At 59.5% G+C, this 23,546-nt stretch carries 16 protein-coding genes and 1 tRNA gene; 14 read left to right on the plus strand and 3 right to left on the minus strand.

Annotation, left to right across the window (positions count from 1 at the left end):
• Positions 1-81 precede the first annotated feature (81 nt).
• Positions 82-3,324, minus strand: a complete 3,243-nt coding sequence (carB, locus tag V7Z56_RS00780) for a carbamoyl-phosphate synthase large subunit (RefSeq protein WP_334127431.1) — start codon at positions 3,322-3,324, stop codon at positions 82-84.
• On the minus strand, positions 3,317-4,501 hold the full coding sequence (carA, locus tag V7Z56_RS00785; RefSeq protein ID WP_334127432.1) for a glutamine-hydrolyzing carbamoyl-phosphate synthase small subunit: 1,185 nt from the start codon (positions 4,499-4,501) through the stop codon (positions 3,317-3,319). Before carA ends, carB begins: the two co-directional genes overlap by 8 nt.
• 229 nt (positions 4,502-4,730) lie before the next feature.
• Here carA and V7Z56_RS00790 point away from each other — a divergent pair, with 229 nt between their 5' ends.
• The 6 genes from V7Z56_RS00790 to V7Z56_RS00815 all read left to right on the plus strand — a co-directional run bounded on the left by V7Z56_RS00790 (position 4,731) and on the right by V7Z56_RS00815 (position 12,596).
• Positions 4,731-5,189 carry a GatB/YqeY domain-containing protein gene (locus tag V7Z56_RS00790; protein ID WP_334127433.1) on the plus strand — a complete coding sequence of 153 codons (459 nt, stop codon included), beginning with the start codon at positions 4,731-4,733 and terminating at the stop codon, positions 5,187-5,189.
• Between the two features lie 55 nt (positions 5,190-5,244).
• On the plus strand, positions 5,245-7,110 hold the full coding sequence (gene dnaG, locus V7Z56_RS00795) for a DNA primase (protein WP_334127434.1): 1,866 nt from the start codon (positions 5,245-5,247) through the stop codon (positions 7,108-7,110).
• A 67-nt stretch (positions 7,111-7,177) separates the two neighbouring features.
• On the plus strand, positions 7,178-9,235 hold the full coding sequence (gene rpoD, locus V7Z56_RS00800) for an RNA polymerase sigma factor RpoD (protein ID WP_334127435.1): 2,058 nt from the start codon (positions 7,178-7,180) through the stop codon (positions 9,233-9,235).
• Between the two features lie 127 nt (positions 9,236-9,362).
• Positions 9,363-9,439: transfer RNA gene (locus tag V7Z56_RS00805), tRNA-Ile, on the plus strand.
• Positions 9,440-9,646: 207 nt separating this feature from the next.
• Complete coding sequence (locus V7Z56_RS00810; protein ID WP_334127436.1) at positions 9,647-10,858, plus strand: MFS transporter; 1,212 nt, start codon at positions 9,647-9,649, stop codon at positions 10,856-10,858.
• Positions 10,859-11,018: 160 nt separating this feature from the next.
• Positions 11,019-12,596, plus strand: a complete 1,578-nt coding sequence (locus V7Z56_RS00815; RefSeq protein WP_334127437.1) for a long-chain-fatty-acid--CoA ligase — start codon at positions 11,019-11,021, stop codon at positions 12,594-12,596.
• Positions 12,597-12,623: 27 nt separating this feature from the next.
• On the opposite strand, the gene V7Z56_RS00820 is transcribed toward V7Z56_RS00815, so the two are convergent.
• Entirely contained in the window at positions 12,624-13,634 is a 1,011-nt protein-coding gene (locus tag V7Z56_RS00820) for a LysR family transcriptional regulator (protein ID WP_334127438.1), read from the minus strand.
• A 189-nt stretch (positions 13,635-13,823) separates the two neighbouring features.
• Between V7Z56_RS00820 and V7Z56_RS00825 the strand changes: the two genes are divergently transcribed.
• The 8 genes from V7Z56_RS00825 (at position 13,824) to V7Z56_RS00860 (ending at position 23,536) form a co-directional block, all read left to right on the plus strand.
• Entirely contained in the window at positions 13,824-14,939 is a 1,116-nt protein-coding gene (locus tag V7Z56_RS00825) for an ABC transporter ATP-binding protein (protein ID WP_443023696.1), read from the plus strand.
• Between the two features lie 92 nt (positions 14,940-15,031).
• The gene (locus V7Z56_RS00830) at positions 15,032-16,090 is read left to right on the plus strand and encodes an ABC transporter substrate-binding protein (protein WP_334127440.1); all 1,059 of its coding nucleotides are present in this window, start codon (positions 15,032-15,034) and stop codon (positions 16,088-16,090) included.
• Positions 16,091-16,163: 73 nt separating this feature from the next.
• The gene (locus tag V7Z56_RS00835) at positions 16,164-17,861 is read left to right on the plus strand and encodes a class I adenylate-forming enzyme family protein (RefSeq protein WP_334127441.1); all 1,698 of its coding nucleotides are present in this window, start codon (positions 16,164-16,166) and stop codon (positions 17,859-17,861) included.
• 5 nt (positions 17,862-17,866) lie between these two features.
• On the plus strand, positions 17,867-19,309 hold the full coding sequence (locus V7Z56_RS00840; RefSeq protein WP_334127442.1) for an amidase: 1,443 nt from the start codon (positions 17,867-17,869) through the stop codon (positions 19,307-19,309).
• Positions 19,306-20,172: an amidohydrolase family protein gene (locus V7Z56_RS00845; protein WP_334127443.1), complete on the plus strand. Its 867-nt coding sequence runs from the start codon at positions 19,306-19,308 to the stop codon at positions 20,170-20,172. The genes V7Z56_RS00840 and V7Z56_RS00845 overlap by 4 nt, the downstream gene beginning before the upstream one ends.
• A gap of 22 nt (positions 20,173-20,194) precedes the next feature.
• A complete protein-coding gene (locus tag V7Z56_RS00850; RefSeq protein ID WP_334127444.1) occupies positions 20,195-21,070 on the plus strand; it encodes an ABC transporter permease in 876 nt (291 codons plus the stop codon).
• Positions 21,071-21,072: 2 nt separating this feature from the next.
• Positions 21,073-21,879: an ABC transporter permease gene (locus tag V7Z56_RS00855; RefSeq protein WP_334127445.1), complete on the plus strand. Its 807-nt coding sequence runs from the start codon at positions 21,073-21,075 to the stop codon at positions 21,877-21,879.
• 442 nt (positions 21,880-22,321) lie between these two features.
• Positions 22,322-23,536, plus strand: coding sequence for a CaiB/BaiF CoA transferase family protein (locus V7Z56_RS00860; RefSeq protein WP_334127446.1), 1,215 nt, complete (start codon positions 22,322-22,324; stop codon positions 23,534-23,536).
• Positions 23,537-23,546 lie beyond the last annotated feature (10 nt).

A 23,546-nucleotide genomic window follows, 5' to 3' on the forward strand; every position in this document is an offset into this window, starting at 1 on the left:
TTACGTCGTTACGTGAATAAAAAGCTTGAACTGGTCACAAAGCCGCCCTGACTATAGGGATAGTCAGAGCTTGTCAAGAAATTAAGAATAGGATTGAAGGGATTTAACTTCAAGGGTCCCGGTGATAATTTTCTCAATGGCTTCGACCGTTGCAAAAGCTCCGGCGACGGTTGTCGAGTAAGGGATTTTCATGACCAGCGCGGTGTGGCGGATGTCGTAACTGTCCCGCAGGGCCTGCGCCCCTTCGGTCGTGTTGAAGACGAGCGCGATCTCCCCGTTTTTCATGGAATCAACGATATTCGGGCGGCCTTCCATCACCTTGTTGATCCGCGTGACAGCGAGGCCTTCGGCCGTGAAATAGGCTGCCGTTCCGCCGGTCGATACGATGTTGAAGCCAAGTTTTATGAGCTTCGCCACCGCGTTCTTGATCAGCGCCTTGTCATGATCCTTGACCGAGACGAACACCGTTCCCTTTGTCGGAAGGCGGACGCCGGCGGCGATCTGAGCCTTCAGGAACGCGCCGCCAAAGTCATTGTCGAGGCCCATCACTTCGCCAGTTGACCGCATCTCCGGACCCAGCACCACATCAACGCCCGGGAAGCGCGAGAAGGGGAAGACGGCTTCCTTGACGGTTACATGGTTGAGCGTGCGATCTTGGAGATTGAAGGAGGCGAGGCTTTCCCCGGCCATGACGCGCGCGGCGATCTTGGCGATCGGGTAATCGATGCTCTTGGCGACAAACGGCACCGTGCGGCTCGCTCGCGGGTTGACTTCAAGGATATAGATGTCGTTCTCCTTGACCGCGAACTGGACGTTCATCAGCCCGATCACGTTGAGGGCGAGCGCCATTTCACGGGTCTGGCGTTTGATCTCGGTAATCACATCCGCCGGCAGCGTATGGGGAGGCAGTGCGCAGGCGCTGTCCCCGGAATGGATGCCCGCTTCCTCGATATGTTCCATGACGCCGGCAACGAAGACGGTTTTCCCGTCGGAGAGGCAGTCGACATCGACTTCGATGGCGTTCTGCAGATATCCGTCCACTAGCACCGGGCTGTCGCCCGAGACGATTACGGCCTCGCGCATATAGCGATCGAGCGAGGCGCCGTCGCGCACGATTTCCATGCCGCGCCCGCCGAGAACGTAAGAGGGGCGAACGACAACCGGATAGCCGATCCGCTCGGCCACCGCAAACGCCTCCTCCACAGAGCGCGCGATCCCGTTTTCCGGCTGCTTGAGGCCGAGCTTATGGAGAAGCTGCTGGAACCGTTCGCGATCTTCCGCAAGGTCGATGGCATCGGGCGTTGTTCCGAGGATCGGCACGTTCGCGGCCTCGAGCGCGGCGGCAAGTTTAAGCGGCGTCTGGCCGCCGAACTGTACGATCACGCCATGCAGCGTGCCGTTCGTCTGCTCCTTGCGAATGATCGCAAGCGTATCTTCGACGGTCAGCGGTTCGAAATAAAGCCGGTCGGAGGTGTCATAGTCGGTTGAGACGGTCTCGGGGTTGCAGTTGACCATGATGGTCTCATAGCCTGCCTCGGAGAGAGCATAGGCCGCATGCACGCAGCAATAGTCAAACTCAATCCCCTGGCCGATGCGGTTGGGGCCACCGCCGAGAATGATGACTTTCTTCGCATCCGTCGGTTCCGCCTCACAGACCGCGTCGTCCCACTCATTGCCTTCATAGGTGGAGTACATGTAGGGCGTCTGCGACGGGAATTCGCCGGCGCAGGTGTCGATGCGCTTGTAGACGGGTTCGATCCCGAATTTCCGCCGCTCCGCCGCGACATGCTCTTCGCGCCCGCCTGCGAGCTCCGCAAGGCGACGATCACTGAAGCCCATGGATTTGAGGGTCAGCAGCCCGCCCTTGGTCGTCGGCAGGCCGTTCTTGCGAACCGCATTCTCCATCTCCACAATCGCGCGGATCTGGGCGAGAAACCAGGGCTCATACTTGCTGGCCGCGTGAATTTCCTCAAGGCTCAGCCCTTCGCGGAAGGCCTGCGCGATATTGAGGAGCCGGTCCGGCGTCGCTTGCGCGAGAATTGCCTGGATCTGCTGCTTGTCCGCCTTCTGTCCGGAACTGCGGGAGAAATTCTGTTCATTGAGGCCAGTCAGGCCCGTCTCGAGCGAGCGGAGAGCCTTTTGCAGGCTTTCGGCAAAGGTCCGGCCAATAGCCATGACTTCGCCAACCGATTTCATCGAAGTGCCGAGCTTGGCTTCGGCGCCCGCAAACTTCTCGAAGGTGAAGCGCGGGATTTTGGTCACCACATAGTCGATGGTCGGCTCGAAGGACGCCGGCGTGACGCCGGTGATATCGTTCTTCAACTCATCAAGCGTATAGCCGATGGCAAGTTTTGCCGCGATCTTGGCGATCGGGAAGCCGGTTGCCTTCGAGGCAAGAGCGCTTGAGCGGGAGACACGCGGGTTCATCTCGATAATGATCAGCCGCCCGTTTTCGGGGTTCACCGCGAACTGCACGTTGGAGCCGCCGGTCTCGACGCCGATCTCGCGCAGCACCGCGATGGAGGCGTTGCGCATGATCTGATATTCTTTGTCCGTCAGCGTGAGCGCCGGTGCGACCGTGATGGAATCGCCCGTATGCACGCCCATCGGATCGACATTCTCAATCGAGCAGATGATGATGCAGTTATCCGCCTTGTCGCGGATCACTTCCATCTCATATTCCTTCCAGCCGACGATGCTTTCCTCGACCAGCACTTCCGTGGTCGGCGAAGCGTCAAGGCCGCTGGTGACGATCTCTTCAAATTCCTCGCGGTTATAGGCGATGCCGCCGCCGGTGCCGCCGAGGGTGTATGAGGGGCGGATGATGCAGGGGAGCTTGACTTCCTCAAGCACCGCCCAGGCTTCCGCGAGGCTGTGGGCGACGCCGCTCTTCGGCATATCGAGACCGATTTTCAGCATCGCCGAGCGGAACTGGTCGCGGTCCTCTGCCTTGGCGATGGCTTCGCGGTTGGCGCCGATCAGCTGCACGCCGTAGCGCTCAAGCGCGCCGTTCTCGGCAAGCGCAAGCGCCGTGTTGAGCGCCGTCTGGCCGCCCATGGTCGGCAGGATTGCGTCGGGACGTTCCTTGGCGATAATCTTCTCGACAACCTCGGGCGTGATCGGCTCGACATAGGTCGCGTCCGCAAGGCCCGGGTCGGTCATGATGGTGGCCGGGTTGGAGTTCACCAGGATAACGCGATATCCCTCTTCTTTCAGCGCCTTGCAGGCTTGAGTGCCGGAATAGTCGAACTCGCAGGCCTGGCCAATGATGATGGGCCCGGCGCCGATGATCATGATGGACTGGATATCGGTACGTTTAGGCATTTTTTCTATCGACCAGGTCTATGAAACGTTGGAAAAGATATTGGCTGTCCTGCGGACCGGGGCTTGCCTCGGGATGATACTGCACGGAGAAGACCGGACGACCATCGAGGCTGATGCCTTCGACGACATCATCAAAAAGGGATTTATGCGTTTCCGTGACGCCGTCAGGCAGGCTTTCGCGCGTCACGACAAAGCCGTGGTTCTGAGAGGTGATCTCGACCCTGCCGGTGACAAGATCCTTGACCGGCTGGTTGCCGCCGCGATGGCCCTGATGCATCTTGATGGTTTTCGCGCCGACCGCGAGGGCCAGCATCTGATGGCCGAGGCAGATGCCGAAAACAGGCATGCCGCTGTCGATACAGGAGCGGATAACCGGCACCGCATATTCGCCCGTCGCAACCGGATCGCCCGGCCCGTTGGCGAGAAAGACCCCATCGGGCTTCAGTGCGGTAATCTCCTCGAACGTCGTTGTCGCGGGCACCACCGTGATGCGGCATCCAAGCTCGGCAAGGCAGCGCAGAATGTTACGCTTGACGCCATAGTCCACGGCAACGATATGCCGTGTCGGCGCGTCCTGCCGCCCGTAGCCGGAGTTCAGCCGCCATGCCGTCTCCGTCCATTCATAAGGTTCCGTGCAGGAGACGACCTTGGCGAGATCCATCCCTTCAAGACCCTGCCATTCGGCCGCTTTTTTCTGCAACGCCGGGATATCGAACTTGCCGTCCTTGCGATGGGCGATGACGCCGTTCGGCGCGCCTGCTTTACGGATATAATGCGTGAGGCGGCGGGTATCGACGCCGGAGATGCCGATCAGGCCGCGCGCGATCAGCCAGTCGTTGAGCGGGCCGGCAGCGCGCCAGTTGGCGGGATCGGTAATGCTGGCGCGGATGACAAGGCCGTTCGCCGCGCGCCCCTGCGTCTCGATATCCTCGTCGTTGAAGCCGACATTGCCGATATGGGGGAAGGTGAAGGTGATGATCTGGCCGGCGAAGGACGGGTCGGTCAGGCTTTCCTGATAGCCGGTCATCGCGGTATTGAAGCAGACTTCGCCAACTGTCTCGCCCTCGATGCCGACGCCGAAACCGCGAAATACGGTCCCATCGCCCAGCACAAGGACCGCTGTCGCCGTCCGTTCACTGTTCAGATCGACCGCGTCTCCATTGTTTTCATAAGACATGATGATAGGGACCCTCTTGCGGTAGTTCCGCCGAGCCGAATTTTCTCTGGCCTGGTGCTGAATGTTGCGCCGGAACATAAGCAGTTTGACCGGGCGCGTCAAGTTTTTCAAATACTTTTCAGTGGAAAATTTCCCGTTATGTTTCAATGGCTTACAATCGAGTTTGCGATTGCTATTGATCTTTCTTTCCGTTAAGATGTCGCCTTTCTTCCCGACAGGTGCACGATTGATGTTGCGAGACAGGATAAAAGAGTCACTGAAAGAGGCAATGAAATCAAAGGATAAGCGGCGGATTTCGACGCTGCGCCTGATCATTGCGACGTTGCAGGACCGCGATCTGGCGGCCCGCGACAAGGGGGCGGAGAAAGGAATCACCGACGAGGAGATCCTGCAGATGCTGACGACGATGGTTCGCCAGCGCAAAGACTCCATCGCTGCCTATGAGAAAGGCGGGCGGGCGGATCTCGCGACGGCGGAGCAGGAGGAAATCGATATCATTTCCGAGTATCTGCCAAAGCAGTTCGACGAGGCGGAGACCCGCGCCGCCGTTGCCGAGGTGATTGAAGATATTTCCGCGCAAGGTCTGAAGGACATGGGGCGTACGATGGCAGAGCTGAAAATCCGCTTTGCCGGGCAAATGGATTTTTCGAAAGCAAGCGCTATCGTCAAGGAAGCGCTCGGGGCCTGATCGGTCCGCTTCGGGAATGGGAATTATTAACCGGTTAACTTCGGAATAGGCGAAGATGGCTTTTCCGCCGCATTTCATGGATGAGCTCAAGGCGCGCGTCAGTCTTGTGGATCTGATCGGGCGCCGGACCAAGCTGGTGAAAAAGGGCCGGGAATATTCCGGCCTTTGTCCATTCCACAATGAAAAAACACCTTCCTTCACCGTGAATGAGGCGAAGGGATTTTACCACTGCTTCGGCTGCGGCGCGAATGGCGATCTGATCGACTTTGTGCGACAGACGGAAGGGGTTGAATTCCCGGAGGCGGTCGAGCGGCTCGCGGCTATGGCCGGTATCGCCGTGCCGACGCAGCGCCCGGAGGAGCGGGAGCGGCAGAAGCGCTCGGCGACGCTGCATGATGCCATGGAACTCGCCGCAAAATGGTTCACGGCGCAGCTTGGCGGGCAGGCGGCCCGCGGTGCGCGCGACTATCTTTCGCGCCGGCAGCTGTCGGAAGCGGCGGTCGCCTCTTTCCGGCTTGGCTATGCGCCGGCGAGCCGGACGGCGCTGAAGGAAGCGCTGATCGCACGGGGAGTGAGCGAGGCGACGCTGATCGAAGGCGGGCTCATCATCAAACCCGACGACGGGCGGGAGAGTTACGACCGCTTTCGCGACCGGCTGATGTTTCCGATCACCGATCAGCGCGGCCGGGTCATCGCCTTTGGCGGGCGCGCGCTCGGCGAGGCGAGCGCGAAATATCTCAATTCGCCGGAAACGCCGCTCTTTCACAAAGGCCGTGTGCTTTATAATATGGCGACGGCGCGGAAAGCGGCGTTCGAGGCGGGACGGCTCATCGTTGCGGAAGGCTATATGGATGTGATCGCCTTCAGCGATGCGGGCTTCGCCGAGGCGGTCGCCCCGCTCGGCACCGCGGTGACGGAGGATCAATTGCGCATCCTCTGGCAGATGGCGTCGGAGCCGATCCTCTGTCTTGACGGCGATGCGGCGGGCTGGCGCGCGGCGCTTAAAGTCTCGGAGCGGGCGTTGCCGCTTCTCCGGCCCGGGCATTCACTGCGTTTCGCGCTGTTGCCCGACGGGCTCGATCCCGATGATCTGATCCGCAGCCGCGGCGTCGAGGCGATCCGCGAGGTGCTTGAAAATGCCCTGCCGCTGTCCGAGATCCTTTGGCGCAAGGAAACCGAGGGGCGGGATGTGGATACGCCGGAGCGTAAGGCGGCGCTTGAAAAGGCGCTTTACGGGCTTTGTGATGCGATGCAGGATCAGGCCGTGCAGGGGCATTACCGGGCTTTCTTCAAGGAGCGGTTGTGGCAGGCTTTTCGGCCGCGCTCGCAAAATGCCGGCAGCGAGAGATTCGGACGATTCGGGAATCAGTCCCGGGATTCACGCTCTCGCGCCACTCCGTTGCTCCGCCCGCGCGAGGCAAAGCCCGGGAACCGGCGCGAAGAACTGATCCTGCTGACCGTGATAAACCATCCCGAGATAATGGAAAATCACTTTGAGACGCTGGGGGCGCTGAAGTTGGAGGCGCCGCGACTTGACAGACTGAGGCGCGCAATAATAGATATTGCCACGGTCGAATCCCCTCTTGACTACACGAGTATGGCACACCATTTAGCAAAACGTGGCTTGTCTGATCAGGTAAAGAGGTTACAACGGCCGTCAACAAGGTCCATGGATTGGTTCGCCAGCCCCGACGCGGCCTATGAGGATGCGCTCAGCGCCTGGCTGCATATCATTGACCGCCACAAGCTGGATGCATTGCGCAGGGATTTGGCGATTGCGGAGCGCCAATTGGGAGAAAATGCGACGGCGGAGAATCTCGAACGGCTCAAGCTGGCGAAAAAGGCATTGGATGAGGCTTCGGGAAGCGAAGCCAGCCTGGAAGGATTTGGCTTGGCCTCCGGACGAAGCAAGAATATTTAGACATCAAGGATCTTGAGTGACCCGCCGGGCGGGACCCTTCAGCGAAAATTTTCAGGAGTGAGGATTTATGGCGACAAAAAGTGCGGAAGCTGTTGATACGTCAGACCAGAATGACGAAAGCCCCGACAGCCCCCTTATTGATGCCTCTCAGGCTGCAGTTAAAAAGATGCTCGCGAAAGCGAAGGGCAAAGGCTATGTGACCTTCGATGAGCTGAACGCCGTCCTGCCGCAGGACCAGATGTCGTCCGAGCAGATCGAGGATACAATGTCCCTGCTCTCGGAGATGGGCATCAATGTCGTCGAGAATGACGAGGAAGGCGGCGAGGAGGGCGTGTCAGAGGACGCGGAGGATGACGAGGCCGACGACGCGGATGAGCGCGGGGGCCGGGAAGTCGCCGAAAAACCCGCCACTACCGCCGGTGACCGCACCGATGATCCGGTCCGCATGTATCTTCGCGAAATGGGCACGGTTGAGCTGCTCTCGCGTGAGGGTGAAATCGCCATCGCCAAGCGCATCGAGGCGGGCCGCGGCAAATTGATCGGCGCCATCTGCGAAAGCCCGCTGACCATCCGCGCGATCCTCAACTGGCGCGAGCTGATGCTGCAGGAAAAACTGTTGCTGCGCGACGTCATCGATCTCGATGCGACCTATGGTGCGGGCGCCGCGGCGGAAAAGGCGCTCCGTGAAGGCTTCAGCGAGGAAAGCGAAGAGGATGAACTGCCGGCTGCAGGTCTTGCGGATGAGGAAGAGAGCGACTCCGCCGCCGATGATGACGAGGAGCGCGACGAGGACGACGAGGACGCCGAGCGCAATCGTAATGACGAGGAAGACGAGGAGGAAGAGGGCGAGGCGAACACCATGTCCCTTGCCGCCCTCGAAGAAACGCTGAAGCCGGAAGTCTTCGAGCGCTTTGATGAAATCGCCAAGACATACAAAAAGCTCTACAAGCTGCAGGAATCGCGTCTTTCCGCCGCGCTTGAAAATGAAGTCGTCTCCAGCGCACAGGAAAAGAAGTACGAAAAGCTGAAGCTTGAGATGGTCAAGCTGATGGATGACGTGCATCTGACCAACAACCGCATCGAAGCGCTGGTCGATCAGCTTTATGGTATCAACCGGCGGCTGATGAGCCTTGAAGGCCGTCTGCTCCGCCTCGCCGAGCGGCACAAAGTCTCCCGCGCGAGCTTCCTTGAGCATTATGTCGGCAACGAGCTCGATCCGGGTTGGGTTGACAAGATGGCGACGCTAAAAACCAAGGGTTGGAAGGATTTTATCACGCTGGAAGGCGACGCGATTGCCGAGATCCGCAGCGAGATTATCAAGATCAGCTCCGAGTTCGGCCTGCCGATGAATGAATTCCGCCGCATTGTTTCGACCGTGCAGCAGGGCGAGCGCGAGGCTAGCCGGGCGAAGAAGGAGATGGTCGAGGCCAACCTCCGCCTCGTAATCTCGATCGCCAAGAAATACACCAACCGCGGCTTGCAGTTCCTCGATCTCATCCAGGAAGGCAACATCGGTCTGATGAAGGCGGTCGACAAGTTCGAATACCGCCGCGGCTACAAATTCTCGACCTATGCGACCTGGTGGATCCGCCAGGCGATCACCCGCTCGATCGCCGATCAGGCGCGCACCATCCGTATTCCGGTGCATATGATCGAGACGATCAACAAGCTGGTCCGCACCTCACGCCAGATGCTGCATGAGATCGGCCGCGAGCCGACACCGGAGGAGCTGGCCGTGAAGCTCGGCATGCCGCTCGAGAAAGTGCGGAAGGTCATGAAGATCGCGAAGGAGCCGATCAGCCTTGAAACCCCGATCGGCGATGAAGAGGACAGCCATCTCGGCGACTTCATCCAGGACGAGAATGCGGTGCAGCCGCTCGATGCCGCGATCCAGTCGAACCTGCGCGAGACGACGACGCGCGTTCTTGCCTCGCTCACCCCGCGCGAGGAGCGCGTCCTCAGAATGCGTTTCGGTATCGGCATGAACACCGATCACACGCTTGAGGAGGTTGGCCAGCAGTTCTCCGTCACGCGCGAGCGTATCCGCCAGATCGAGGCGAAGGCGCTCCGCAAGCTGAAGCACCCGAGCCGTTCACGCAAGCTGAGAAGTTTCCTCGATACGTAACGGAAGCAAGGCCCGGCGATAAAACTGGCGGCGTAAGCATTTCGCCAATTGCGTCGCCGTCTTGATCGGGCTAAATAGGCACAGCAACCCCTTGCGGACGTCATGTCCGCAAGGGAACATGCGATAAGGGCCTGTAGCTCAGCTGGTTAGAGCCGTCCGCTCATAACGGACTGGTCGTAGGTTCAAGTCCTACCGGGCCCACCATCGCTTCCCGGATTCCGGACCTGCTCTGTCATCATGGATTTCGCTTGCGGTCTTTGATATCCTTTCGAATGTGACCAGCCTGTCCGGGTGAGTTTCTGAAATGGCGAAAGTTGTTGTTATCCTTGCCAAAGACCATGTCATGGTCCGGCGCGCCGGAATGGCGATGGAAATACCGAAAGCGGATATCTCCCGCGCCGGTCGCCTCCGGTGAGCGAAGAAGCGGCTCTCGTCGAACCAACGCGCCCGCGGCGCATTCTCCCCGCAATTGTCTTTTCGCAGTTCGCCGGAACGTCGCTCTGGTTCGCCGGCAACGCCGTGCTGCCCGATCTCAGTGCGATCTGGGGACTGTCGCCTGCGGCGCTTGGCTATGTGACATCCGCCGTGCAGTTCGGCTTTATCATGGGCACGCTGGTCTTTGCGGTGATGAGCATCTCCGACATCTTCTCGCCGCGCCGGGTATTCCTTGTCTGCGTGCTCGCGGGCGCGGCGTGCAATATCGGGATTTATCTCTTCGGCAACGGGCTCGTCTCGCTGCTCCTTCTCCGCTTTTTGATCGGCTTTTTCCTCGCCGGGATTTATCCAGTCGGCATGAAGATCGCGACCGGCTGGTACCGCGAGGGGCTGGGACGGGCGCTCGGCTATCTCGTCGGCGCGCTGGTGCTTGGCACGGCGTTCCCCCATCTTCTGAAAGCGATCGGTCATCATCTCCTCTGGAGCGATGTCATCCTTATGGTTTCTGCCATCGCGGCGCTTGGCGGGATCATCATGTATGTCGCGGTTCCGGACGGCCCCTATGTCGGCAAGGGAACGGTGTTCGATCCGGCGGCGCTGAAGATCATCTTCCGCTCGCGCGGCTTCCGGGCCTCCGCGTTCGGATATTTCGGGCATATGTGGGAGCTTTACGCCTTCTGGGCCTTCGTGCCGCTTATCCTTGCAAGTGCGGGTGAGGGTGGGCTTTTCACGGAGCGCGACGTCTCGCTTTGGGCCTTCTATATCATCGGATCGGGCTGCATCGGCTGCATCGCGGGCGGCCTGCTCGCCGATAAATTCGGCAGCGCCCGCATTGCCGTGGCGCAGCTTTTCCTCTCCGGGCTCTGCTGTCTTCTCTCGCCGCTCATCATCGGCCTCTCGCCCGTCCTCCTCCTCCCATTCTTGCTGCTCTGGGGCATAACGGTGGTGGGGGATTCCCCGCAGTTTTCGACCCTGAACGCGATGAACGCGCCGAAGGAGCTGATCGGCTCGGCCCTGACGATCGCCAACTGCATCGGGTTTGCAATCACCATTGTCAGTATCCAGCTGCTGTCATGGCTTGCCGGGGTGATCGAGGTGCGCTGGCTGTTTCTTTTCCTGATAATCGGCCCGATCCTGGGTCTTGTCGCCATGCGGCCGTTGCTGGCGAGTGAGCGCCCGGCGCGCTGAGCCGGGCGGGAAATTGGTGCGCGTTGCGCCGCCCACAGCCGCGGCGAGAAAACCATTGTCTTCCGGACCCGGGCGCTATATTTTTGGCCGACACAATGGGTATCTCGTCTAATTGGCGCCAGTCAAATCTAATAAGAACAATGGGCCGAGGGGAAAGATTTTGGAAAATCACAAGATGCATCTGACCAACGCGCTGCGACGGGCGCGTCGTCTGCGGGGGAATGATATCGCGCTTGTTGACGGCGAGCGCCGGTTTACGTGGAACGAATTTGTCGACCGCATCGCCCGGCAGGCCGGGCTCTTTCATTCGCTGGGCATGAAGCGCGGTGATCGCATCGCCATTCTGGCCAACAACAATTCGACCTTCATCGAAACCTATTTTGGCCCCGTCTGGGCGGGTGGCATGATTTCGTCGCTCAACACCCGCCATTCGGTCAGCGAGATTACGGCCTGCCTCAACGACAGCGGCGCGAAAATCCTGCTGATCGGCAACAGTCATGTGTCGATGCTGCCCGAGATCCGGCAGGGGGCGAGGGACCTTCGCCACGTCCTGCTGATTGACGAGGAGGGCCCGCTGCCTGATGGCACGCAGAGCTATGAAGAGATGATGGCGAGTGCCGAGCCGGTTGAAGATGCCATGTGCGGCGGCGATGACGTCGCCTGCCTTTACTACACCGGCGGCACCACCGGCCAGCCGAAGGCGGTCATGCTGACCCACAATAACCTCTGGTTTAACGCCCTTGGCACGTCGGGCGATATCGGAATGCGGGAAGATTCGACCGCGCTCGTCAGCGGGCCGCTCTTCCATCTCGGCTCTGGCTCGCGCGTCTACAGCGGTGTCATTGCCGGCGCGACGCTTGTGGTTCTGCCGCAGTTCTCGCTGCCTGAAGTGCTGGATACCATCGACCGCGAGCAGGTCACGCATGCGACCGTCGTGCCGACGATGCTGAATAGCATCGTCAACTGGCCGGGTATTGAGAAGTATGATTTCCGCAGCCTGCGGCTTGTGAGCTATGGCGCCTCGGCGATACCGGAATCGCTGCTTCTGAAAACGCTCGAGGTGTTTCCCAATTCGCGCATGCTGCAGACCTACGGCATGACGGAAACCTCGCCGGCCGTCTCGATCCTGCGGCATGAAGATCACCTGCCGCCGCCTGGCAAGGAAGGCCGGCGTCGCTCGGCCGGCCGGCCGATCACCACGGCCGAGGTCAGGATCGTCGATGCCGAGGATCGCGAGCTGCCGACGGGCACGGTTGGCGAAGTCGTGGTGCGCGGCCCGATGGTGATGAAAGGTTACTGGAACCAGCCGGAGCTTACAGCCGAGACGCTTCGCGGCGGCTGGATGCACACGGGCGATGCCGGTTATATGGATGAAGATGGCTATCTCTATATTGCCGATCGCATCAAGGATATGATCATCAGCGGCGGGGAGAATGTCTATAGCGCCGAAGTCGAGAATGCGCTCTACAAGCACCCCGATATTGCAGAATGCGCCGTCGTTGGTATTCCGCATGAGAAATGGGGCGAGGCCGTCCATGCCGTGATTGTGCTGAAAGACGGCGCGTCCCTGACGGCGGAGGATGTCATCGCGCATTGCCGCACCCTGATTGCCGGCTATAAATGCCCGAAATCCGTTGAGTTCAGCGCCGAGCCGCTGCCGAAGAGCGGACCCGGAAAAATCTTGAAAAAGGCGGTCCGCGAACGCTTCTGGCAGGACCAGTCGCGCCGCATCAACTGATCCGCGACTGCGAACAATCTTATTTGGCTATGAACGGGGCGAGAGCGTAAAGCCTCTCCCGCCAATGCGCTCCCTTTCGCCAGCCTTTCGAAACGATGAAAAATCTTCGGGCAGAATGAGGTCGATCTTGCGGCCCTTGTACGCATCCCGCTCCCCCGATGATCGGATATTGTCGAGGAGCAGCGTATAAAAGGCTTCCGACAGCTTTGAGATCTCCTTGTCGCGCGCCCGGAGGATATTGAAGGTGAAATAGATCGGCGGCTCGAAATGGGCGACCGAAATGCCGGACGGGTTATAGTAGCCGACGCCCAAAGGCTCCACGATGCTGACGCCGAAGCCGCGCTCGACCATGGCGCAGGCTTCAACGGATGAGAACACGTCGCAGCGCAAGTCCCGGGAAATGCCGAGCTGCTCAAACGTCGCGTCGATCAGATGGCGCATGCGGCTGTTGTGCATAAATGAAATATACTCCTCATCACGCAGATCTTCGGCGGTGATGACATCGCGCCCCGCGAGGCGATGGGTATGCGGGACGACGCAGACCGCACGCGCATGCATCAGCGGCTCGATGCTAAGACTGCGATGGGGAACCCGCAGCAGCGAGAAGCCCATGTCCACATGGTTGTTGATCACGAATTGGCTGACGGTGTTGGTCACATTGAAGACGATGCGGGTGTTCGTGTGCTTGCGCGCGAAGCTCGCGATGGTATCTGCGAGGATCGTATTTCCGAGCGAGGCGGCGGAGGCGATGCGCAGTTCGCCCGCGTTCAGATTTCGGATTTCCTCGGCATAGGTCTCGATTTCGCTCAAGGACGAGAGAACGCGCGATACTTCCCTGTGCAGAAGATGCGCGTCGCTTGAGGGGACGATACGCTTCCTCTCGCGGATGAAAAGTTCAAGTTTCAGGTCCATTTCCAGCGTTGCAAGTATTTTGCTGACGGCCGGCTGGGAAACCCGCAGGCGCTCCGCCGTGGCGGTGACAGACCCGGTCTCCATGAACTGCTGGAACACTTCCAGCTGGCGGTGCGTAATGCCCATTTCACTTCTTTCCGATGGTCGGAGGCTGACGCCGATGTCGGCCTTCAGGTATATAACTTTAAGTTATCAATAATATAGTATTAGTTATTTGACGGTTGGTTGCAACCGTGTTGTGATACCTGTAACGCCGAAACAGGCGAAGGGGATACGCATAAAAATCGCGTTTTTGGGAATGATTGGGAGCGGGGCTTGGAAGCGCCAAACATAACTTCAGATTCTAATCTTGATATTCTGGGCGTCAGCAAATGGTTTGGCAGCCACCCTGCCGTGAATAATATTTCCATGACGGTGCGCCGCGGAGAGTTTCTCACCCTGCTCGGGCCGAGCGGATGCGGCAAGACGACGCTGCTTCGCATGATCGCCGGCTTTGAAACCCCGACAAGCGGGGAAATCCATATCGCCAAGCGGAAAATGAATGATATTCCGCCCTATTCGCGCCCGATCGGCATGGTGTTCCAGAATCTCGCACTTTTCCCGCATATGACGGTTGGCAAGAATATCGGCTACGGGCTACAGATCCGCGGCGAGAAACAGAAGGAGATCGTTCAGAAAACGGAGGAGATTTTGCACCTCGTCGATCTCGCCGGCTATGAGGGGAGGCGCGTCGGCGAACTGAGCGGCGGACAGCGGCAGCGGGTCGCGCTGGCGCGCTCGCTGGTCATGCGCCCCGAGGTGCTGCTTCTTGATGAGCCGCTCAGCGCCCTCGATCTCAAACTCCGCCGCCAGCTGCAACTCGAGTTGAAACGCATTCAGCAGCGCGTCGAGGCAACCTTCATTTTTGTCACGCATGACCAGGAAGAAGCCCTGACGATGTCGGACCGGATTGCGGTGATCAACGAGGGGGTGCTGGAACAGATCGACACGCCGGAGGTCATCTACAGCCGGCCGGCAACGCCGTTCGTGGCGCAGTTCGTCGGCGAGACCAACTTCTTCGAAGGACGCCTGATCGCCCGCAGCGGCGGCGCCGCGGAAATCGAGGTGCCGACGCTTCGCCGAACCATCACCGCGCGGGATAACCCGGCGCTCGAAATTGGCCAGGCGGTCGGTATTTCGATCCGCCCCGAACATCTTGTGGTGCAGGCAGCGGATGATCAGCCGGGCGCCGCCCATGCCGGGACAATTGTCGACAGCTCCTTTGTCGGTGCGAACTCACGCTACGCGATTGCATCGGAGGTCGGGCAGTTTATCGCTCTCGTGCCGACCACGCATCTGCAGAACAGCATCTATAAAGCCGGTCAGCCGGTCTATTTCGGCTGGTCGGAAGATAATGTCGTGGCCGTTCCGTTAAAGACGCCAACGCATTGAAAAGAGGAGAGAATGTTGATTTGAAAGTCGCGTCTGCGTCAGTCATCAAAAAGTTGTTCACCTTCACAGAGGCTAAATACGGGGAGTTCAAAATGCAAAAAGGGAAGTTGAAGCCATTCCTGCTCGGCTGCGCGGCGGCAGGCACGATGCTCTTTGCCGCAGGTGCGGCCAGTGCGACCGAGCTGTTGGTCGCGACATGGGGCGGCGGGGTTGAAAAGGTGTGGGAGACGGCTTTCGCCGAGCCGTTCACCAAGGAAACCGGTATCAAGGTGACGATTGTCCCGGTGCCTTCGCCCGAAGCCCAGCTCCGCACGCAGGCCGGTGATCCGCAGTATAACGCCGTGATGGTGACCTATCCGCAAGGGGCGAACCTGCTCCGCGACAATATGATCGAACTGCTGGATCCGAACGAACTGCCGGCGACGAAGGATACCAATCCTGACTATCTGATGCGCACAGCGGACGGGAAACTCGCCGGCGTCAGCCCCTATTTCATGTATTACGGAATTGCCGTCAACACGGACGAGGCAAAGCCCGAGGATTTCTCGTCCTGGAGCAATCTTGCCGATCCCAAGTGGAAGGGGCGGATCACCCTGACGCGGCCGATTTTTCTCTCCTCCTATGATCTGCCGATCATGGCGAAAGCAACCGGCGGGGATGCGGTGAATGCCGATTCCGGTATCGCGCTCCTTGAGAAAATTGTTCCCAATGTTCTCACCACCTATAGCTCGATCGCTCATATGAACGGCCTTCTGACGCGCGGCGAAGTGGCGGCGGGTCCCTATTATTCCGGTCGCGTCTGGCACCTCCGCCAGCAGGGAGCGGAGAATGTCACCATGGTTGTGCCCGAAGAAGGGGCGCTCATGATCCCCTATCTGCTGGTCGCGCCGAAGGGGGCCAAGGAAATGGAAGCGACGAAGAAGTTCATGGATTATGTCTCGCAGGCGGATCCGCAGCTCCGGGGATCGGTTCTGGGTGGCTACCTGCCGCTCAACGCCACTGCCGTGCTGCCCCCGGAAGCGGAAGAGCAGATGGGCATGACGCTGAAGGAGCTGATGACCAAGCTTTATCAGCCGGACTGGGGATATATCGCCGAACATCAGGAAGAGCGTATCAATACCCTCGAGAAGGTGATTGCAAACGCGCAGTAAAAATAACCTTCGGCCGGCGCCGCGTGCAGGCAGCGCCGGCTGCCCCTCATAAAATCCGGAAAAATTACAAGATATGGATTTACCAGTGCGTATGGAAAAGCGGCATTTGCCCATTGATGACTATGTCGAGCGTCTGGCACGAATGACGTATCAGGAGCGTCGGCAGGCGATTGAAGCGGAGCCGCTGCCGCAGAATATCGGTGCGCTTCTCGATCAGGCGGCCGCCGAAGTCGGTGACCAGCCGGCCTGGAACTTTTTTGAAAGCAAGATAACGACAACCTATTCAGAACTGGTGGCGGAGGTGAACCGGACGGCCAACGGGCTGATGGCGTGGGGCGTCGCGCGCGGAACCCATGTCGCGGTGATGCTCCCCAACATTCCGACCATGCCGACGATCTGGCTCGCGCTCGCGCGTATCGGCGCGGTGATGGTGCCGGTGAATACGCGCTATACCGCGCGTGAGCTTCGCTACATCACGAATGATTCAGACGCGACTTTTCTTATCGTGCACGCGGAGCATGTCGATCTTCTCTCCCCCGCTCATGATATGGAGGGGGAAGCGCTCGCCATCCCGCCGGAGCGGATTGCGATCGTCGGCGCCGCGACCAAGCCGCCTTACGCGCGTTTTGACGATCTGACCAAGGGCCGCTCGGCGCAGCTTGCGCTCGACTATACTGTCGAGGCGACGGAGCTGATGAATATCCAGTATACCTCCGGGACGACGGGCTTCCCAAAGGGATGCATGCTGACGCAGGAATATTGGCTGAGCAGCGGGAAGGTGAACGGCGTCCGCGATGGCCGGCGATATGAGCGGGTTTTCGCCTCGACCCCGTTTTTCTACCTCGATCCGCAGTGGCTGCTGATCCTGACCTTTTACCAGAGAGCGACGCTCGTTGTTGCCTATCGGCAGAGTGCGAGCCGGTTTGTCTCCTGGCTCCATGAGCATAAAATTCACTTCTGCCTGTTCCCGGAAGTCGTCTACAAGCAGCCGCCGACCCCGCTGGACGGTCAGCTCGTGCTGCGCCGGGCAAATATCTATGGTGTGCGCAAGGAAATTCATGCCGATTTGCGGAGGCGTTTCAACGTGCCCGCAATGGAGGCGTTCGGCATGACGGAAGTCGGTCCTGCCATCTATGTGCCGCTTGAGGAAACGCAGATGGTCGGTTCCGGCTCCTGCGGTATTCCGGCGCCGTTTCGGGAATGTCGCATCGTCGATGAGACCGGAAAAGATGTGCCAAGGGGCGAGATCGGGGAGCTCATCATCCGCGGCCCCGGTATCATGCTCGGCTACTACAAGAAGCCGGAAGCCAACAAAGACTCATTCTTCGGCGAGTGGTTCCGAACCGGGGACCTGTTCCGTCAGGACGAAGCGGGCTTTTTCTACATCGTCGGCCGCCTCAAGGACATGGTGCGCCGGGCTGGTGAGAATATCGCTGCCCGCGAGGTCGAGGCGGTGCTCAAGAATATGCCCGAGATTGTCGATGCGGCGATCATCCCCGTGCCCGATGACACCCGCGGCCAGGAAGTGAAGGCCTATATCGTCCTGAAAGACGGCCTGACGGTGAATGATGAGCTGATCGGCGCGATATTCGAGCATTGCCAGGTTAATCTCGCGGCCTTCAAGGTGCCGCGATATGTGGAGTTCATCGATGCGCTGCCGCGCACGCCCTCGGAAAAAGTCGCCAAAGGCGAACTTCTGAAAGCAAAGAGCAATTTGCGGGTAGGGGCGTTCGATCGCATCGAAAACAGGTGGCACCAGGAGATGGAATAATCGACATGACCGAGATATGGCAACTGCCGGCAACCGCGCTTGCCCGGAAGATCAGAGAGAAGGAGATCTCCTCGCGCGAAGTGGTGTCGTCTCTCCTCAGCCGCATTGACCGGCTCAATCCCGCCGTCAATGCCTTCGCCCTGATCGATCGTGAGCAGGCGATCGCCGATGCCGAGAAAGCGGATACCGCGACGATCCGGGGGGACGTGCTTGGGCCGTTGCATGGCCTGCCGGTTACCGTGAAGGATCTGCTGCCGACACGTGGGCTCCGAACCGCCTACGGATCGCACGCCTTTGCGGACAATATCCCCGATCAGGATACCGAGGCGGTTGCCAGAGTGCGCGCGGCGGGCGGCATTGTGCTTGGCAAGACGACGACGCCAGAACTCGGCCACAAGGTGATGACGGACAGCCCGCTGCATGGCCTGACGCGCAACCCCTGGGCGCTCGAGCGATCTCCCGGCGGATCGAGCGGCGGGGCGGCGGCGGCCGTGGCGATGGGCTTCGGACCGCTTGCGGTTGCGACTGACGGCGCGGGTTCGGGGCGCATTCCGGCGTCCTGCTGCGGCGTTGTCGGTCTGAAGCCGACGGTTGGCGCAATTCCCCATGAAACGACGACCGATCTTTTCGGCTCCCTCTCGGTGATCGGTCCCATGACAAGAACTGTCGGCGATCTTGCCCTGCTGTTCAATGTGATGGCGGGGCCCGATGCGCGGGATCCCTGGTCGTATGGCGGCTCCTTCTCGCCGCTTACCCTTGCAGAGGACCCGGTTGCGGTCCTCAAAGGGCTTCGCATCCGCTGGATGCCGCGGACGATCAACAGCTATCTCGATCCCGAAACCGAACGCCTGACCACCGCCGTGGTCAACCGGCTTTGCGACAACGGGGCGGAAGTCGTTGACGGGCCGGAGATAACGGACTGGGGACTGGATATCGGCGGCGCGCTGATGCGTGCCTATCAGACATACCGCTACGGCGATCTTCTCGAGGAATGGTGCGACAAGATGGATCCGACGGTTGTCGCGATCCTTGACGGCGGAAGGGTGCAGGAGATTGCCGCGCTTCGCGCCGCCCTCAGCCGGCGGACCGATCTCTTCCGCCGCGTTCAATCCTTGTTCGATCATTGCGACGTGCTGATCACGCCGACCGTCTCCACGCCGACCGTCCCGGTAACGCAAAAGGCCGATCAGCCGCTCGTCATCGACGGGACGCCGCTCGGGACGCTTCGGGAGACCTGGTATTGCTACACCATCCCGTTCAACCCGAGCGGAAACCCGGCCATATCGGTGCCGTGCGGCCTTAGCAAGGACGGGCTTCCTGTCGGCCTGCAGATCGTTGCGCCCTGGCATGCGGAGCAGCGGCTGGTCGCCATCGCTGCCGCCATTGAAAGCATTTCTCCCTGGCAGAATTTATGGCCAGCTCTTGCACATGAGGAAACTGTATCGTGATCATCGACTATGGAAGCCGGCCGCCTGTTCCGGCATTTGACCAGTCAAACACCGCGCATCTCAAACGCTATCGGACGATCTATGAAGCGAGCGAATCTGCCGCAGCCGCGACCACGCCGCCGAGTGAGGATGCCTTTGCGGACTATCTCAAGGTCTATGACGCGATGGAGGCCGAGCATATCGTCGTCAAGGCGCGCGATCTTGAAACCACCTTCGGCTGGCGCATCGGCAATGAGGAAGTTGCCGAATTCTGCAAATCGCAGGGCGGCCGGTTTATTGGCTTTGCCGGCGTTGATCCGCATAAAGGCATCGTGGCCCTGCGCGAGCTCGAATATGCCGTGCGCGAGCTTGGCCTGCGTGGCCTGAACCTGCAGTGTTTCGAGCATAAGCTCGCCATTGATGATCCCAAGATGTATCCGCTTTATGCAAAATGCATTGAGCTCGATATCCCGGTCAATCTCCACTGCAGCATCAATTTCTCAACCGAAAGCCTGATGGAATACGGCCGTCCGATCCTGCTCGATAAGGTGATGACGCATTTTCCGGACCTTCGCGTCTGTGCGGCGCCGCCCGGTTTTCCTTGGGTGCATGAGTTGATCGGCGTCGCCTGGCGTCATCGCAATGTGCATATCGGCCTTGTCGCTGTCCGCCCGAAATATCTTGCGGTCGCCGGATCCGGCTATGAGCCGTTGCTGCAATATGGCCGCACCGTGCTGCAGGACCGGATCATCTTCGGAACTTCCTATCCGCTGATGCCGATCGAGCGGACGATCCGCGAGGTGGAGGCGCTGCCCTTGAGCGAGACGGTGAAGCGCAAGTGGCTCTATGAGAATGCCCGGCGGTTCCTCGGGTTAGCGGGCTGATGTGAGGGAGGGGCAGAGAACAGTGCAACGCAGCGAGGCGAAAGCGGCACGCAAGACGCAACTCCGGTTTCCCGGCAGGTCGATCCTGCTGATGGTTCCGGCGCTGATCATCCTTGCCCTCTTTCTGGTGAGCGTGGTCCGTATGATCGGTCTGTCCTTTTTTGACAATAACGGCTTTACGCTGGAACATTACATCCAGTTTTTCTCCCGCCCCGACTATATTGAAATCTACATCCGCACGGTGCTGATCTCCTTTGCGGTGACATTTTTCTGCATCCTCATCGGTTATCCGATGGCCTTTGCGATCTGGAAATATAAGGGCAACCGGAACTACCTGATGATCGCCGTGATCCTTCCGTGGCTCGTCAGTCTGGTGGTCCGTACCTACGGCTGGATTGTCATTCTCGGGCCCAGGGGGCTCATCAATGAATTTCTGAAATGGGTTGGCGTCATCGACAGCCCGGTCAAGATGATGTTCAACTCGACCGGCGTGATCATCGGCCTCACGCATGTTCTGGTGCCCTTCATGATCATCTCGATCCTCTCGGTCATGCTGCATCTCAATCAGAAGCTCGAGGAAGCAAGCATGAGCCTTGGCGCGAAGCCGTTTCACACCTTCCGCCGGATCACGCTGCCGCTGACCATGCCGGGGATCATTTCCGGCTCGATGCTGGTTTATCTCATGTCAACCGGCGCGATTGTCACGCCAATCCTGCTTGGCGGCGTGCAGGACCGGATGGTCGGCACGCAGATGTATCAGGAAGTAATCCAGACCTTTAATTTCCCGAAGGCATCGATGCTCGCCTTCCTGCTCCTGATCGTTGGCCTTGCGGTCATTATTCCGCTCCAGAAGCTTGAGAAGCGATTCTCCGCCGGCGGCACCGCGGGAGGGAACTAGCGATGAATCTCTTCCGTTGGGATAAGGTTGGAATCTGGGCGCTACTGCTTTTTCTCCCGGCGCCGATCATCATTGTCATCGCCGCCTCCTTCAGCGAGGTTGGCTATATCCGCTTTCCACCGGGCGCGCTGTCGCTGCGCTGGTATGAAGAGTTTCTCAGCGATCCGCGCTGGATGGAAGGCTTTATGACGAGCCTGCAACTGGCTGTGGCCGCGGCGATTTTCAGTACGGTAACAGCCTTTCTTGCGGCCTATGTCGTTGCGCGGAACGACGGCTGGTTCTTCCGCTGGTTCGAGACGGCGATCATGCTGCCGCTGATCTTTCCCCATGCTGCGCTTGGCGTGACTGCGCTTGCGCTGCTGTCCATGTTCTATATCTATGGCACTTTTGCCGGGCTCCTGCTTGCGCACTGCATTATCACGCTGCCCTATGCCTATCGGCCGATCTCGGTCAGCCTCAAGAAGCTCGACCGATCGATGGAGGAGGCGTCGATGAGTCTCGGCGCCAACCGGTGGAAGACCTTTTTCTTCGTGACCATCCCGCTTGTCCGTCCCGGCCTGATCACGTCGCTCCTCTTCTCTTTCATTCTTTCGTTCGATGAGGTGACGACCACCATGTTCCTGGTGGGACCGTTCGTCACGACCCTTCCGGTGCAGATCTATTCCTTCATCCAGGAAAGTGGAACGCCCGTTGTGGCGGCTATTTCAACGTCCCTCGTGCTGCTGACGCTGGTGCTTGTGCTGTTGCTGGAACGGCTGGTCGGCCTACAGTTCTTTGTCGATCCCGATAGTGCCAAGACGCACAAGTAAAATATTCAATACGTCTTAGTAGTGTAGTCCGTTCGTAGGAAGAATAGGGACTGGATGCACAGAGATGCGGCCGGTGGGCTGCGTTTTTTTCTCATTTTATCCAAATAAATCAGGGCGTAAATTCGCCTGATTGCCGCATTCTTCTCCCCTTATGGCGCGTATCTTCAACAGAAAAGATTGTCCGATCCGGGTCGCAGGCAAGATGATAATAATCCTCCTATAGTTGCTTTACGTTTTTTCCCGATTTTCGATAGTCAGGCCCGTGGCTTTGCATCCGCGGCGTCGGTGGCGCTGATCTGTCCGCGCTTTTCTACATTAGAAAGCCGTTGACAAGCAAAATGTCCATCTTATTATTTAGGATAATATCCTGTAAAATGGGATGAAAAAACTGGTCCGGACGCAAGAATTCCGGGTGGGAACAACGTATGACAGGGGAGTTAAGATGCAGGATCGATCAAATGTTGCGCCGTTATCGGGGACGGTTGTTCTGGATCTGACGCGGTGGCTTGCGGGCCCTTACTGCACGATGATGCTGGCGGATGCCGGGGCGACGGTGATCAAGATTGAGCCGCCGGCAGGCGGTGAGATCACCCGTGCGCTTGAGCCGATCCTGCACGAGGCCGACCATGAGCCGGTCAGTTCCTATTTCCTCCGCCTGAACCGGCGCAAGAAGAGCGTGACGCTCGATTTGCGCAATCCCGACGCCAAGGACGCATTCCGCGCGCTGGTGCGCAAGGCCGACGTGGTGGTGGAGAATTTCCGCCCCGGCGTGATGGACCGGCTCGGTCTCGGTCAGGAGGCGCTCCGCGAGATCAATCCGCGGCTTGTCTATTGCTCGATCAGCGGCTTTGGCGGTGCGGAATCGCCGCTGCGCGCCTGGCCGGCGTTTAACCTGGTGGCGGAATCGATGACCGGGCTGGTGCAGCACCGGCCCGAAACCGGCGAGCCGGTGGCGCTTGGCCCGGCTATCGGCGATCTGGTGCCCTCGCTCCATGCGGTGTCGGGGATCCTGATGGCGCTGCTGCGCCGCGGCCTTACCAACGAGGGCAGCTATGTCGATATCGCGATGTTCGATTCCTGCGCCTCGATCAACGAGCTGGCCATCGCGACAACCCTGATGACGGGGGAGACGTTTCAATATGGCCGGCGGATCAACCCCAATCTTGCCCCTTACGGGCTCTATCAGGCGTCAGACGGCTATGTCTGCATTGCGGTGGCGAGCGAGGAACAGTGGCTGCGCTTTTGCGAGACGATTGACGCGCCGGATCTCGCTGCCGATCCCGATCTGCGAAGCGGCGCGGGGCGGGTCGATCAGTTCTACAGCCGCATTGAACCGGTGATGATGGCGTGGCTCGCGGTACGCACGCGCGAGGAAGCGGCGGCGGCGATGGCGAAGGCGGGGGTACCATCGGGTCCGGTGCTCGGCGCAGGCGAAGTGCTGTCAACGGAGCAGGCGCGCGCGCGCGAGATGGTCGAAGAAGTGATGGCGCCGGATGGGCGGCGCTGGCCGCTGCCGGCAAGCCCGGTCCGAATGACTCCAAAGCCCGAGATCGCGCCCGCCGAGACGGTTACCGCCGGACATGACAATGCGGCGGTGCTGGGCGGTATTGCCGGGCTCGACGCCGCCGCCATTGAACGCGCCACCCGGGCGTCTTAATCCCTCAACA

Origin of the sequence: Sneathiella sp. (assembly GCF_036844445.1) — a bacterium.
Taxonomy (GTDB): Bacteria; Pseudomonadota; Alphaproteobacteria; order Sneathiellales; family Sneathiellaceae; genus Sneathiella.